This window comes from Streptomyces sp. NPDC085931, assembly GCF_044540565.1.
Taxonomy (GTDB): domain Bacteria; phylum Actinomycetota; class Actinomycetes; order Streptomycetales; family Streptomycetaceae; genus Streptomyces.
Window position 1 is genome coordinate 407,187 of record NZ_JBITSK010000003.1, and the last position, 14,751, is coordinate 421,937.

A 14,751-nucleotide genomic window follows, 5' to 3' on the forward strand; every position below is an offset into this window, starting at 1 on the left:
CGCGCCTGCGACGGGGGCACGTGGGGGATACGGGGGGTCAGTTGAGCGGGTCGAGGGTGAGGTAGGCCTGGCGGGGGTTGCCGTCGTGGACGAGGGACTCGTGGTGTCCCACGTCGTCGAAGGCGAACGCGTACGCCTTGCCGTCGGCCATCTGGGCGTGGACCGCGCGGGCGTAGTGGTTGGTGACGCCGTCCCGGTAGAAGCCGTCGGAGCCGGTGTCCGGCTGGTTGGGGTTGGTCAGCAGCGTGGAGCGGTTGAAGCCGGCGCACAGGGTCCGGGAGATCGGGCCGCGCACCTGGTCGTTGGGCGCGTCGAGCAGCCGGTGGCAGCCGAAGACGGAGGAGGCGTCGGGCTTCTGGAAGCTGGTGACGACGGCGCCGGAGCTGTTGGTGAAGTGCATGACGCCGCCGGAGACCCGGCCGTAGTACTTGGTGCCCGGCTGGTCGGCGAACGGGGTGACCGTCAGCGTGGAGGTGGCGTACTTCTGCCAGACCCGGTTGATGTAGTCGTCCATGACGCCGGCGGGCAGCGCGCCGGTCTCCACGCCGTACAGCGGCGACAGGGCGCGCAGGACGGTGCCGTCGGAGCGGGTCTGGATCAGGTTGGCCCAGCCTCCGGGCTGTGCCCTCAGGGCGTTGAAGAAGCCGTTGTAGCCACCGGGCTTGAGCCGGCCGGTGGTCGCGGTGGTGCCGTCGGAGCGCTGCACCCCGACCGCGTACGGCACGGAGAACATGTCGACCTGGGTGCTGTTGATCCACAGTCCGGAGTCGTTGAGCGTGTACTCCGACCAGTTGAACAGGATGTTGCGGTTGGGGTCGGTCGGGTTCTGCACGGCGGGCTGGACGAGTCCGCCGGTGGTGAGCTTGAAGACCAGTTTCTGGCCGTAGGAGAAGTACACCCGGCCGGAGAACTTGGGCAGGCGGATGGTAGTCGACTGGCCCGCGGCCGGGCCGGGGATCGAGGCGTCGGGGGCGGGCGTCGGGGGGTTTCCGCCCGCGGGCCAGGGGTGGAAGGTGCCGTTGGCGTCGGCCCAGCCCTGGCGTCCGGTCGCCAGGTCCGTGCCGAGGTTGTAGATGTACACCTGCTCGCCGCGGGCCGAGTTGTTGGTGATCTTGAAGGGGATGGTCGCGGGGACCGCGGCGTGGGCCGGTGTGCCTGTTCCGGCCGCGAGCAGCGAGCCGGTGAGGGTCGCGGCCAGGGCGAGGCCCATGGCTCTGGCCCGGTGTCCGAGTGTCCGAAGCACGCTCTGCCTCCATTCGACGAGTGGGGCGTTCCAGGAGTGTGTGAGAGCGCTCTCAGAGTTGCGCTTTTGGTCCGGACCTGTCAATGACTCAACCATGCCCCGGTGGAGGTGCGCCGGGGCCGGCGCACCTCCGGGGTGATGACGCGGCCGGGTCAGTCCCCCGGCGCCGCGGCGGTCTCCTCGCGCAGGAGACGGACGTAGTCGCGGATCCAGCCCTCGATCGTGGCGCGGTCCCACAGGTCCGACGAGTACTCCACGAAGCCCCGCAACTCGTCGCCCGCCGGCACGAGGCCGAAGGTCAGCTCCGTGCGGGCGGCGGCGGGGGCGAGGTCCTCCACGGCCGTGGTCAGGCCGGGCAGTTCGACCTCGGCGTCCAAGGAGTTCTGGTACGCGAAGCCGACGTCGAGCCGGTCGGGCACCTCGACACCGGTGCGCTCCCTGAGGGCGGGGGCGATCCGGCGCACCGGCAGGGCGTGGTCCATGCACTCCACCGCCGTGCGGGCCAGCCGGTCCGTCAGGGCGGTGAACGGACCGGCGGCCCCGTCCCGCACGGGCAGCGCGAACCCGGTGATCGTGCAGGCCAGCAGGGACTCGAACGCGCGGCGCTCGCGGTTGGCGTAGGAGACGTTGAACACGACGTCGGCCTGACCGGACGTGCGGGCGAGCAGCCGGCCCAGGGCCGCCGCCGTGACCACGAACGGTGTCGTGCCCCGCTCCCGCGCCAGCCGCTCGACGGCGGACCGCACCTCGGCCGGCACGGTGAAGGGCACCGCTGCGCCCCGGCCGCTCGGGGTGGCGGGCCTGGGGCGGTCCAGGGGCAGCCCGACGGTGAACGGCACTCCGTCGAGTGCGCGCAGCCAGAACCCCACCTTGCGCTCCTCGGCCGCCTCGTCGGCCCGCTCCCGCTGCCAGTGGGCGTACGCCACGGGCTGGCACTCCACCTCCGGCAGCGGGTCGTTCCCGCCCTGCCGGGCGGAGCCGTAGAGGGCGGCGAGTTCCCTCAGCAGGAGGCTGACGGACCAGCCGTCGCAGGCGGAGTGGTGCAGGACCAGGAGCAGCACCCAGGTGTCCTCGCCGGTGCGCAGGAGGCGCAGGCGCAGCGGCGTTCCGCGGGTGGGGTCGACGGGGGTCTCGGTGGCCTGCGCGCTCGCCCGGTCCACGGCGGCCCGGCGTTCGGTCGCGGGCCGTGCGGTGAGGTCCTCCAGCGGCAGGTCCACGGGGCCCGGCCGCAGGACCTGCTGTTCCCAGCCGTCCGCCACCGGGGCCAGGCGGGTGCGCAGTCCCTCGTGCCGCTCGACGAGCCGGGTCAGGGCGGTGCGCAGGGCCGCTACGTCCAGGGTGCCGGTGAGGGTGATCCGCAGGGCGACGTTGAAGACCTGCGGCAGCCGGTGGTCGGCGTGCACCGTGGCGAAGCGCGCCTGCTGGAGCGTGGCGGGTGCGCGGCGCTCGACCGTGCCGGGGAGGTGGCCGCCGGGCTCGTCGGGCGCATCCGGCGCGGCCGCGGCCGCCGTGGCCAGACGGGCCGTCATGGCCCGCAGGGTGGGTTCCTGGTAGAAGCTCAGCATCGGGTACTCGGTGCCGAACTCCTCCCGCACCCGGTTGACCAGCCGCATCGCGGTGATCGAGTGGCCGCCCAGGTCGAAGAAGGACGCGTCCGCCGTGAGGGTGCCGGCGTCGACACCGAACTCGGCCGCCCAGAGCGACCGCAGGCGCCGTTCGACCTCCGCCGGGTCACCGGCCGGCGGCTCACCGGCGGTGACGGGAGCGGGCGCCGTGGCCGGGTCCGGGGCCGGGGCCGTCGAGACGAGGTCGGGTGCCGGCAGGGCGGCGCGGTCCAGTTTGCCGTTGCCGGTCACCGGCAGGGCGGGCAGGATCCGCCAGGCGCGCGGCACCAGGTACTCCGGCAGGCGGGCCGCCAGTTCGCCGGCCAGCAGGTCGGCGCACGCCTGCCGGTCGCCGGCCGCCGCGCCGACCGGACCGGCGGGCACCGCGTAGGCCGCGAGACAGGCCTCACCGTGGCCGTCGCGGCGGGCCAGCACGGCCGCCTCGGCCACGGAGTCCAGGGAGTTGAGGACGCGGGAGACCTCCTCCGGCTCGACCCGGAAGCCCCGGATCTTCACCTGGTCGTCGGCCCGGCCCCGGAACTCCAGCGTCCCTTCCGCGGTCCAGCGGACCAGGTCACCGGTGCGGTACCTGCGGGCACCGGGGGCGCCGTCCGGGTCCGGGGTGAAGCGCCCTGCCGTCAGCTCGGGGCGGTGCAGATAGCCGAGGGCCACACCGGGGCCGCCGACGTGCAACTCCCCCACGGTTCCCACCGGCACCGGCCGGCCGGCGGCGTCGAGGACGCTCAGCGTCACGTTGTCGACGGGGCGACCGATCGGGATGGGCGGATCGGGCTCCGGGCCCCGCGGGGCGACCGTCTGCGCGGTGCACAGCACCGTGGTCTCGGTCGGCCCGTACACGTTCACCGTCTCGTACGGCGCCTCGGGCCGCGGACGGGTGCGCAGGACGTCACCGCCGAGCAGCAGCTGACGCAGCGGCGGCTGGTCGGCCGGGGGCAGGCGCAGGACCTGTTCGCCGAGGGCTGTGGGGAGGATGGAGAAGGTGACACCCTGCTCCGCGTACCAGCGGGCCAGGGCGAGGGGGTCCCTGCGCAGGTCGTCCCCGGCGATCGTCACCGACGCGCCGCCGGTCAGCGCCGGCCAGATCTCCAGCAGGGAGGCGTCGAAGCTCTGGCTGCACACGGCGGCGCTGCGGTCGCCCGGGGTGAGCGCGAACCGGCGGTGCTGCCAGGCGCACAGGTCGGCGACACCGCGGTGCGGCACCACGACGCCCTTGGGGGTGCCGGTGCTGCCGGAGGTGTAGAGCACGCAGCAGGCGGAGTCCGGGCCGGTGGCGGGCGGAGCGCCGGCCGGCGTCCGGCGGGGAGCGGCGTCGGGCGGCAGCACGGTCACCTCCCCGGGCAGCGTCAGCGCGGCGGCCGCCGCCGGCGCGGACACTACGACCCGGGCTCCGCACTCGGCGATGACCTGCTCGGCCCGGGCCCGCCCGAGGGACGGGTCGAGCGGCACGTAGGCGCGGCCCGCCTTGAGCACGGCGAGCATGGCGACCACGAGGTCCACGGAGCGCGGCAGCCACAGCGCCACCGCCGCTTCCTCGCCCGGGTCGTGCCGTTCGCGCAGGGCGGCGGCCAGCCGCCCGGCCCGCTCGTCCAGTGCCCGGTAGGTCAGCCGGCGGTCGCCGTCGACGACGGCGATGGCGTCCGGCCGTGCGGCGGCCCGCCGGGCGACCAGCTCGTGGACGGTGCCGTCCGCGAGCGGGCGGACCGGGCCGTGCCGCCAGGACGGCGGTACGGGGTCGCCCTCGGCCGCGGTCGCCTCGGGGTCCGGGGCGGGCCGCGACAGTGGCACCTCGGGGTGCGGGGCGAGCCGCGACAGTGGTGCCTCCGGGTCCGGGGCGAGCCGTGACAGTGGCGCCTCGGGCGTGTCGGCCGCTGCCGCGAGGAGGTCCCGGAACGTCGCGAAGAACCGGTCGACGGTGTGCCGGTCGAACAGGTCGGTGTTGTACTCCAGATGGCAGCGGATGCCGTCCGGCCGGTCGGTGAAGTAGACGGTGAGGTCCGTCAGGGACTTGTCGGGTCCGGCGTCCAGCGGGGTGGCCTCGATGCCGGGCAGGTCGAAGCGGAACGGTTCGGCGCGCTGGAACTCGGCGAACGCCTGGAACACCGGAGTCCGGTCGACGGCACGGTCCGGGGCGAGTTCGCGCACCACCCTCTCGAAGGGCACGCGGGCGTGGTCGTACGCGTCGAGAGCGACGCTGCGCACCCGGTCGAGCAGGGTGGCGAACGCCGGGTCGCCGGACACGTCCAGGCGCAGCGCGAGGGTGTTGACGAAGAACCCCAGCACCTGCCCGGCCCGCTCGGGCCGGTCCGAGAACGGGGTGCCCACGACGAGGTCCGTCTGTCCGGTGACCCGGTGCAGCATCGCCGCGTACCCGGCGAGCAGGGTCATGAAGAGGGTGCTGCGCCGAGCCCGGCTCAACTCTCTGAGCCGCTGCGAGAGTTCGGGGTCGAGGGTGTGGAAGACGGCCCGGCCGTGGGAGGTCATGGTGGCGGGGCGCGGCCGGTCGGTGGGCAGCGCGAGGACGGGCAGCTCACCGCCGAGGGTCCGGCGCCAGTAGGCGAGGTCCTGTTCGGTGTCCGGGCTGTGCTCGGACGCGGCCAGTTCCCTCGCGTGGTCGGCGTAACTCCAGGTGAGGGCCGGCAGATCGGGAGGCGTCCCGTCGCGTTCGGCCCGGTAGAGGACGGACAGGTCGCGGGCCAGGACGGTGGCCGAGGCGGCGTCGATCACGATGTGGTGCAGGGACAGGACGAGGACGTGCTCCGCCTCGGCCGTCCTGACCAGCCGGGTGACGAACAGCGGGCCGTTCGCCAGGTCGAAGCGGCGGCCGCTCTCGGCCGACAGGACGTCCCGCAGGGTGTCCTCGGGCGCGTGCGTGGCGTCCACGACCTCGAAGTCGGGGTCCCCCGCGGCCCGTACGACCTGCCGGGGCTCCCCCGCCCTGTCCTCGAAGACCGTGCGCAGGCTCTCGTGGCGGGCGACGAGGGCACGCAGGGCCGCGCGCAGGGCGGGCACGTCGAGGGGACCGGCGAGGCGGATCGCCTTGACCTCGTTGTAGGCGGTGCGCCCGGGCAGCAGCCGTTCCAGGAACCAGATGCGTTCCTGACCCGGTGTCAGAGGAGCGTCCGCGGGTGCCGCGGGACCGGCCGGTGCGGGGGCCGGCGCGGAGGCCGGGGGGCGAGCTAGTGCGGAAGCCGGTGCGGGGGCCGGGGGGCGAGCCGGTGCGGGGGCCGGGGGCGGCGGGCCGGCGGGGTCCTTGGAAGCGTGGTCCCGACGACCGTGCTGCCGACGGTCGTAGTGGCGGCGGAGCGCGTCCAGGCGCGGGAGCCCCTCGCGCAGCCGGTCCGCGTCGACCCCGAAGTCCACGAGGGCGACGATCTCGTCGGCACCGGCGGCCGTGACCGCGTCCACCACCGGGCGGACGCTGTCCGCCGTGCCGATCAGAGCGCGCTGGTCGCAGTAACGGCCGTAGGCCCGGTGGAAGACCGCCTCCAGGTCGTCCTCGCTCAGGGCGGCCAGGTCGATGTGGTGCCCGAGGCTGTTGGTGACGCCGCTGAACACGGACAGGGAGGCCCGCATGTAACGGGACAGCGGCTCGTACGCCTCCGTGCGCGCGGTGTCGTGGTCCCCGGCGAGGTAGGTGTGCAGCAGGACGGCCACCCGCCCGGCGTCCGGGTCCAGGCCGTGCCGGGCCCGGGTGCGCCGGTAGCGGGCGATGTTGTCGCCGAGCTGCTCCACGGTCTGGGTCATCAGGTTGGTGACGATGCCCAGGTCGTGGCGGGCGGCGAGTTCGAAGGAGGCGGGGTTGCCGACGACGGCGGTGTACAGGGGCGGGGCGTCCTGCACGGGTCGCGGAAAGAGCCTCACCTCGGTCTCGCCGTCACCGCCGGCCCGCCGCAGGGGCTCTCCGCGCCAGAACTTCCGCACCTCGGCGAGCTGTTCGTACATCAGCTCCTTGTGCCGGCCGAACCGCTCGGGGTAGAAGACGAAGTCGTTGGCGCTCCAGCCGCCGGCCACGCCGATGCCGACGCGTCCGCCGGAGAGGTTGTCGACCATCGACCACTCCTCGGCGACCCGGATCGGATCGTGCAGCGGCAGGACGACGGAACCGGCGTTGAGGCGGATCCGCCCGGTCTCCCGGGACAGCGCGGCGGCGAGCACCGCCGGGTTGGGGAAGAGACCGCCGAAGGAGTGGAAGTGGCGCTCGGGCATCCACAGCGCGTGGAAGCCGTGCCGGTCGGCGAACCGGGCGATCTCCATGAGGAGTTCGTACTGGCCGTGGCGGGGCGCCGGGGTGTCCTGCGGGTAGTCGCCGAAGAAGTAGACGCTGAAGTCGGGGGTGCGGGCGGGGGGTTCGCCCGTCGCCGGAGCTGGGACCGGGGCCGTCGCCCGGGCCGCGTCCAGGGCCGCCGGGGCCGGGTCCAGGTCCGGGGCCGGGGCCGGGGCCGTCTTCACGGCGGCGGCGTTCCAGGCCATGGAGGCCACGGGGGCGGGTGCGGCCGGGGCGGGGGCCGAGGTCCCGGTCGGGCCGGTGGCCGGGGCCGGGGCCGGGCTGGGGGTGGCCGCGCCGCCCGGGAAGAACCCGGCCGACCGCAGCTCGCGCAGCGACTCGCGTACGGCGTCCGCCACGAACTCGATGTCGCCGTCCGAATGGGCGGTGGACAGGAAGAAGTTGCGCCACTCCCAGACGTGCACGCCGCGCAGCATCAGGTGGTGGTAGAGCAACTCCATGTCGGCACGGTGCTCGAAGCGGAACTGGGAGCCGAAGTGGCTCATCCGCAGCGGGTACTCCTCCGTCTCGAAGAAAGCGTTGAGCGTCGCGGCCAGTTCGGCGGTGCGCGCGTTCAGCCGCTCCTGCAAGCGGGGGCTGTGCTCCTTGAGGTGGGCCAGGACGGCACGGGCCGCGACCATCGACACCGGGTGCTGGATGTACGTGCCGCCGAAGAAGGTCGTGTCGGCGGGCGGGTAGCTGTCGTCGCCGTAGGACCAGTAGCCGCCGTCGACGCCGTCCATGATGTCGGCACGGCCCGCGATCGCGCCGATGGGGAAGCCGCCGCCGAGGAGCTTGCCGTAGGTCGCCAGGTCGGGTGTGACGCCGTACAGCTCCTGCGCGCCGCGCGGGGCGGGGCGGAAGCCGGTCAGCATCTCGTCGAAGAGCAGGACGATGCCGTGGCGGCGGGTCAGCTCGCGCAACGCGCGGACGAACTCGACCGGCTGCAGCGACGGGTGCCGGCTCTGCACCGGCTCCACGACGACCGCGGCGATGTCACCGGCGTGCCGGGCGATCGTCTCCAGGGCGGTGTCGCTGCCGTAGTCCAGGACCAGCAGGTCGGAGACGGCGCTGCGCGGGATGCCCCGGGAGACGGGGACGGTGAGCTGACCGGTGCCGCCGCCCGAGGCTCGGCCCAGGACGTTGTCGGCGTGGCCGTGGTAGGCGCCGAGGAAGGTGACGATCTTGTCGCGGCCGGTGGCGGCCCGGGCCAGGCGGATGGCGGCCGAGTTCGCCTCGGTGCCGGAGTTGGCGAAGGCCACGCGCTCCAGTCCGGTGAGTTCGGCGAGGAGTTCCGCCGCCTCGCCGGTCTCGGCGTTGCGCGGGCCGAGCTGGATGCCGCGGGAGAGGTGCTCGCGGACGGCCTCGGTGACGAAGTGCGGCTCGTGACCGAAGAGGAGGACCCCGAAGCCCATCGTGATGTCGACGTACTCGTTGCCGTCGACGTCCTCCAGCCGCGCACCGCTCGCCCGGCGGCCGGCGATCGGGTAGAGCATCTCCTTCGTGGCGCTGCGGAAGCCGACGACGGCACGGCTGTCGGCCAGGACGCGACGGTGGCGCTGGGCGATCCGCTTGGAGGTGGGCGTCTTCGCGGTGTAGCGGCGGATCAGATCGGCGAGGTGCTGCTGCTGGGAGTGGGGCGAGAGGTCCCGCACCATGCCCGAGGTCCTGGTGACCGACACGCGGGGGCCGTGGACCCGGGGGGCTTCCGCGGCGGGTGTTTCGGAGGCGGGCGTTTCCGGGGCGCGGGGTGGTTCCGGGGCGAGCGCCTCCGGGGCGGGGGGTACTTTTGTGGCGGGCGCTTCCGGGGCGCGGGACGATTCCGGGGCGGCGGCCGCGCCCATCTGCTCGCTGATGCGCCGGGAGAGTTCGGCCATCGCCGCCAGGTCCCGGTCCACGGCGGCGGACACGCCGTTCAGCCCGCCGGTCATGTCGCCACCGTGCCGTTGTGGCCGTTGACTCCGTTGAGCTGGGCCGTCGCCGCTGCGGTCTGGAGCGCGAGGAGCTGGGAGAGCTGCGACATCATCTGCAGCTGTATCTGGGACAGTTGCTGGATCTTCCGCGCCAGGTCCTCCAGTTCCTCCCGGGTGGCGTACGCGGGAGAGACAGGGCCCACCGCGCCGGAGGACACAGGGCCCACCGCGCCGGAGAACGCAGGGTCCACCGCGTCGGAGGAGCCGGGTTCCACCACGCCGGAGGAGCCAGGGTCCACCGCGTCGGAGGAGGCGGCGGCCCGGGGCGGCGGCGCATACCGCTCCGTCGCCCCTGCCCGCGGTGGCCCGGCCCCCGCGTCCGGCGTGCGCGCGGCGATGAACTCCGCGAGCCGCCGCGGTGTCCCGGTCTCCTCCAGCAGTTGCCGCATGGTCACCTTGACCCGGTGCTGCTGCTCCAGTTCCCGCAGCACGCTGATCATCTGGAGCGAGTCGGCGCCCAGGTCGAAGAAGTTCGCGTCCTCGTCGATCGCCGACGGATCCCCGCCGAGGTGCCGGGCGGTCGCCTCGACGATGCTGTGCAGTACGCGCGCGACCACTGCCTCTTGCTGAACCACGTCGGTTCCCCTTCTCACTGCTCTCGCCGTACTCGCTGTTCTCGCCGTTGTTCCCGTGCCGAGGGCCGCCGGCCGCGGCCCGGTCCAGTGGTCCTGGTGCTGGAAGCGGTAGCCGGGCAGCGGGACGCGCCTGCCCCCGCTGCCGGCCAGGAGCGTCTCCCAGGCGAGGTCCGCCCCGGCGCAGTGCAGGGCCGCGGCCGCGCCCCAGAGCGTCTCCAGGGCGGTGCCGCGCCGCAGGGACGGCACCGCCGGTACGCCGGGCAGCGCACGGCGGGCCAGGCCGCTGAGGGTGGTGTGCGGCCCGATCTCCAGCAGGAGTCCGGGCCGTTGAGCGCCCAGGCCGCGCAACGCCTCGTCGTAGCGCACGGGTCGGCGGGTGTGCCGCAGCAGGTGGTCCGGGCCGGGGACCCACCCGGACGGGCGGGTCGCCCCGTCCAGCGCGCTGACGAGCGGGATCCGCACCGGGCGGAACTCCACCTCGTCGAGGACCTTCCGGAACTCCTCCAGCATCGGTTCCATCAGGGCGGTGTGGAAGGCGCGGGTCACCGGCAGCCGCCGCCCCGGTGTGCCGCGCTCGTCCAGCAGGGCGCAGGCCCGGTCGACGGCCGCGACGGGCCCGGCGAGCACCTGGGCGCGGTCGCCGTTGCTGACGGCCGCTTCCAGTCCGGGGATCTCGGCGGCCAGCGCGCGGGCGGCGGCCCGGTCGAGCGGTGCGGCCACCATCGCGCCCGGCGCGCACCGCTGCCGCATCAGCCGGCCGCGCGCGGTGGTGAGGCGCAGTCCGTCCTCCAGCGACAGGGCTCCGGCCGCGTACAGCGCGGCGTACTCGCCGACGCTGTGCCCGGTCACGGCGGACGGCGCGACACCCGTGTCGTGCCACAGCCGGACCAGGGCGCACTGCAGGGCGTACAGCGCGGGCTGTGCGAGGTCCGTGTCCGCGACGGGGTCCTCCCCCGGCGTGTCCGGGGGGTGCTCGGTGGTCAGCGCGGGGAGCAGCGGGTCGCCGGTGAGGTCGCGGTGGTGGCGCTCGCAGGTGTCGAGGACCTCGCGTGCGGCGGGGAAGCGCGCGTGGAGGGCGGCGGCCATGCCGGGGTACTGACTGCCCTGGCCGGTGAACTGGAACGCCACCCGCAGGGGGCCCTCCGCCGGTGCCGTGCCCGAGGTGACGGGCGCCCGGGCGGTGCCGGCGAGCCAGGCGTCGAGCGCGTCGGCGAGGGCTTGGGGGGTGGCGCCGCGGGCGGCGAGCCGGTGGCGGCCGTGGACGCGCCCGACGGCGGCGGTGGTGACGAGGTCCGCCGGGTGTGGTGCGGGGGGCCGGCGTAACCGGTCGCGGAAGGCGCGGGCGTTGGCGGCGAGGGCCTGCGGGCTGCTGCCCGAGACGAGCAGCACGTCGGGAGGCGGGGCCGCGGCGGTCCTGGGCGCCGGTTCGGGGGCCTGTTCGAGGATGAGGTGGACGTTGGTGCCGCCGACACCGAGTGAGGTGAGGCCGGCCCGGCGCGGTACGTCACCGGCCGGCCAGGGCCGGGCGGTGCGGGGGATGTAGAACGGGCTGCCGTCCAGGTCGAGCAGGGGGTTGGGCCGGGTGAAGTTCGCCATCGGCGGGATCACGCCGTGGCGCAGCACCAGCAGGGCCTTGACCAGTCCGGCGAGTCCGGAAGCGGCGTCCAGGTGGCCGATGTTGGCCTTGACCGAGCCGAGGGCGCAGTAGCCGGTGCGGTCGGTGTCCTCGCGGTAGGCGCCGGCCGCGCCGTCGAACTCGATCGGGTCGCCCTTGAGGGTGCCGGTGCCGTGGGTCTCCAGGTAGCCGATGGTGTCCGCGCCGACGCCGGCCCGCCGCAGGGCCTGCCGGACGGCGGCGCGCTGCCCCGCGGCGCTGGGCGCGGCGTACGCCGTCTTGCCGGCGCCGTCGTTGGCGACGCCCCAGCCGAGGACGACGCCGTGCACGGTGTCGCCGTCGGCGACGGCCCTGCTCAGCGGTTTCAGGACGACCGCCAGCACGCCCGTGCCGCCCACGGTGCCGTCGGCGTCCGCGTCGAAGGCCCTCAGCCGGCCCGACCGGGACAGGATCGAGCCCTTGACGTGGCGGTAGCCCAGGATCTGCGGCACATGGACGGCGGCGGCACCGACGAGGGCGATGTCGCAGTCGTCCATGAGCAGTGCCTGGGCGGCCGCCTGCACGCCGACCAGGGAACTGGAGCAGCCCGTCTGGATGTTGACGGCGGGTCCGGTCAGGCCGAGGCGGTAGGCGACACGGGTGGCGGTGAAGTCGGCGTAGTTGCCGATGATCGTCTGCATGCCGGTGAGCCAGTCGGTCGGGGGCCGGCTGGGCAGGACGTTGTTCAGCAGGTAGCTCTGCAGGGTGTACAGGTGGTAGCCGGTGCTGGCCCAGACGCCGATCCGGGTGCCGTTCCGCTCGGCGGGGTGGCCCGCGTCCTCCAGGGCGTGCTGGGCGCATTCCAGGAACAGGCGGTGCTGGGGGTCGGTGATCCGGGCCTCGTGCGGGCTCATCGCGAAGTGGCGGGCGTCGAAGCCGGCGAGGTCGTCGAGGATCCCGGAGGCCCCGACGAAGTCCTCGGCCCCGTACTCCTCGGCCGGGACGCCCGCGGCGGCCAGTTCCTCGTCGGTGAAGCGGGTGATGCGGTCGGTGCCGTCGCGCACGATCCGCCAGAGGTCCTCGGGTGTGTCGGCGCCGGGCAGCCGGAAGGCCATGCCGATGACGGCCATGCGCGGGTCGGGCGGGTACGTGCTCATCGGCCGTGTCCTTCCGTCACCGCGGACCGGCCGGGTCCGGCCGGTTGGTCCGGTGGAGCGGGCGTTCGTCCGCCGCGCAGGATCAGCAGCACGAGCAGCGCCGCGCACAGGGCGATGGCGAGGCCGTGGAAGGCGGCCACCACCTGCAGCGGCGAGAAGCGCTCCAGGAGGGCGCCGCTGACCAGCATGCCCAGGCCGAAGCCGGTGTTCTCGGCCGAGGCGGAGAGCCCGAAGAGCCTGCCGCGCTGCTCGTCGGGGGTGTTCTGCAGCCGCGAGACGTAGACGGTCTCGGTGAATCCGTCGGCGGCTCCGGCGACGAGCGCGGCGATGACGGCGGGCACGGTCGGCAGACCGCTGAAGACGACGATGAACCCGGCCGACATCACACAGGCGCCGAGCGCGAAGGCCCGCTCCCCCGGGGTCCGCCCGGTCTTCTTGGTGACGCGTCCGATCACCTGCTGGGCGACGATGTTGCCGAGCGCCCAGGTGGCCCAGAACTGGCTGATGAAGGTGGCCGGATGGTCGGGGTCGAGGCTGCTGGAGTACAGGGGCAGGGCCACGTTGTGGGACGAGGAGCCCAGCCCGTCCACGGCCCGGATCGCGACCATCGCCATCAGCAGCGGGGCCGTGGCCAGCAGCATCCGCACCGTCCAGCGCCGGGGGCCGGCGGAGGGTGCGGAGCCGCTTGGCGCGTCCTCGGCCGCCCGGGTGCGCACGGGGAGCAGGAACAGCACGGTCGCCGAGACCAGGAAGGTGGCCGCGTCCAGGGCGAACGCGGCGGAGTAGCCGAGCTGTGCGACCACCACGCCCGAGGAGGCGAAGCCGGCGATCATGGCGAGTGAACGCCCCGTGACCAGCAGCCCGTTGGCCCGCACCCGGTGCTCCGCCCCGACGATCTCGGGGATGCTGCTGCGCAGGGCGACCTGGGAGAGCGTCGAGCAGCCGCCCGTCACCACGGCCAGGGCGTAGAGCAGTCCGGGGCGCACGCCGTCCGGGGCGAGCAGCAGGCTCAGCAGGGCCACGGCCTGGCACAGATCGGCGCCGACCATCAGGCGCTTGCGGTCGTGGACCGAGACGAGCCGCCCGCTGATCCAGCCCGAGACGACACTGGTCGCCAGGCGCACGGCCATGAAGAGGCCCGCGGCGAGCGCGCTGCCGGTGGCGTCGTAGACGAAGACGTTCAGCGCCACCATGTTCAGGTAACTGCCGTACGCCGAGATGCCGTTGCCCAGGACGAGCAGACGGAAGTACTTCATGCGCCTTCCCCTGGTCTGCATGAAGGGCGTGGCCATCACGGGTCCGCGGACCGGACCGCCCCCTTTGGTCCGCCACCCAAGCAGAATCGATCAGGCGCGTTCAAGGAACCACGATGGTCCATACAACTTCCGGTCGCCTTTTGGCTATTTCGAAGCGCTCCGCGGGGATCTGAGATCCCGATCTTGGGAAGACGGTGAAAACGATCTTCCATCGATCCCCGAGGGGGCCCACCGTGACCGCGCCCACGCGTCCGATACCGCCGGTGAACCGCCGGCGCCGCTTCGACCTCCGCTCGACCGCGCTGTTCTTCGTGTTCCTCGCGGTGGTCCTGTGCGTCCTCGGCCTCACCGCACGCATGGTCGCGGACGCCGTCGAGCGGCGGCCCGCCTGGATGTTCGTCCTGGCCGTGCTGGCCGTCGCGGGATGCATGGGACTCAGGCGCCGGGTGCACGTGGCGAGAGCGGCGCGCCGGGCGGCGGCAGCCCTTGACCAGGCCGCACGGGAGGCGGCCGACGAGCTCGACGCCCTCCAACCGCCCCCTGGGCAACCGGTTCTCGACGCCGTCACCGGCCAAGTCGCCCCGGCGCCCGTGGAGTACGAGGCGACCTCCGGCTACGACGGCCTGACACCCGAGGAGTTCGAGGAGGCCGTCGCCGCCCTCTGCGAGCGCGACGGCTGTACCGGCGTCGAGGTCGTGGGCGGCGCCGGCGACCTGGGCGCCGACGTCGTGGCCCTCACCCCCGACGGGCGGCGGATCGTCATCCAGTGCAAGTACTACGACGTCTCCCACCGCGTCGGCTCCCAGGACCTGCAGCGCTTCGGCGGTACCTGCTTCACCGTCCACGACGCCGATGTCGCCGCGCTGGTCACCACGAGCGACTTCACCGCGCCCGCGGTGGAGTACGCCGAGCAGTGCGGCATCGTGTGCGTGGACGGGGAGGCCCTGCGGGCCTGGACGGACGGCACCGGTCCCCGCCCCTGGGACAGCGCGCCCGGCGGCCGGACGGCGGGGCGGGACCTGGCCGGCGCGGGATCGTGAACCGCCGCCGGCCGCCCCGGCGTT

Annotated in this window: 5 protein-coding genes; 1 reads left to right on the forward strand and 4 read right to left on the reverse strand. The window is 74.1% G+C overall.

Features of this window, described 5'->3' with window-relative positions; translation table 11 throughout:
- Positions 1 to 37 precede the first annotated feature (37 nt).
- The 4 genes from ACIGAN_RS07830 to ACIGAN_RS07845 all read right to left on the reverse strand — a co-directional run bounded on the left by ACIGAN_RS07830 (position 38) and on the right by ACIGAN_RS07845 (position 13,687).
- Complete coding sequence (locus tag ACIGAN_RS07830) at positions 38 to 1,243, reverse strand: glycoside hydrolase family 64 protein (RefSeq protein ID WP_399855916.1); 1,206 nt, start codon at positions 1,241 to 1,243, stop codon at positions 38 to 40.
- A gap of 152 nt (positions 1,244 to 1,395) precedes the next feature.
- Positions 1,396 to 9,063: a MupA/Atu3671 family FMN-dependent luciferase-like monooxygenase gene (locus tag ACIGAN_RS07835; protein WP_399855918.1), complete on the reverse strand. Its 7,668-nt coding sequence runs from the start codon at positions 9,061 to 9,063 to the stop codon at positions 1,396 to 1,398.
- Positions 9,060 to 12,431 carry a type I polyketide synthase gene (locus tag ACIGAN_RS07840; protein WP_399855920.1) on the reverse strand — a complete coding sequence of 1,124 codons (3,372 nt, stop codon included), beginning with the start codon at positions 12,429 to 12,431 and terminating at the stop codon, positions 9,060 to 9,062. The genes ACIGAN_RS07835 and ACIGAN_RS07840 overlap by 4 nt, the downstream gene beginning before the upstream one ends.
- Positions 12,428 to 13,687, reverse strand: a complete 1,260-nt coding sequence (locus ACIGAN_RS07845) for an MFS transporter (protein WP_399855923.1) — start codon at positions 13,685 to 13,687, stop codon at positions 12,428 to 12,430. Before ACIGAN_RS07845 ends, ACIGAN_RS07840 begins: the two co-directional genes overlap by 4 nt.
- Before the next feature lie 233 nt (positions 13,688 to 13,920).
- On the opposite strand from ACIGAN_RS07845, the gene ACIGAN_RS07850 reads away from it, so the two are divergent.
- Positions 13,921 to 14,727 (forward strand): restriction endonuclease, encoded by an 807-nt coding sequence (locus ACIGAN_RS07850; RefSeq protein WP_399855925.1) that lies wholly within the window; start codon positions 13,921 to 13,923, stop codon positions 14,725 to 14,727.
- Positions 14,728 to 14,751 lie beyond the last annotated feature (24 nt).

Excerpts from the sequence above, each read along its gene's own strand:
- ACIGAN_RS07835 (WP_399855918.1), bottom strand. The coding sequence starts at position 9,063 with ATGACCGGCGGGCTGAACGGCGTGTCCGCCGCCGTGGACCGGGACCTG.
- ACIGAN_RS07840 (WP_399855920.1), bottom strand. The coding sequence starts at position 12,431 with ATGAGCACGTACCCGCCCGACCCGCGCATGGCCGTCATCGGCATGGCC.
- ACIGAN_RS07845 (WP_399855923.1), bottom strand. The coding sequence starts at position 13,687 with ATGAAGTACTTCCGTCTGCTCGTCCTGGGCAACGGCATCTCGGCGTAC.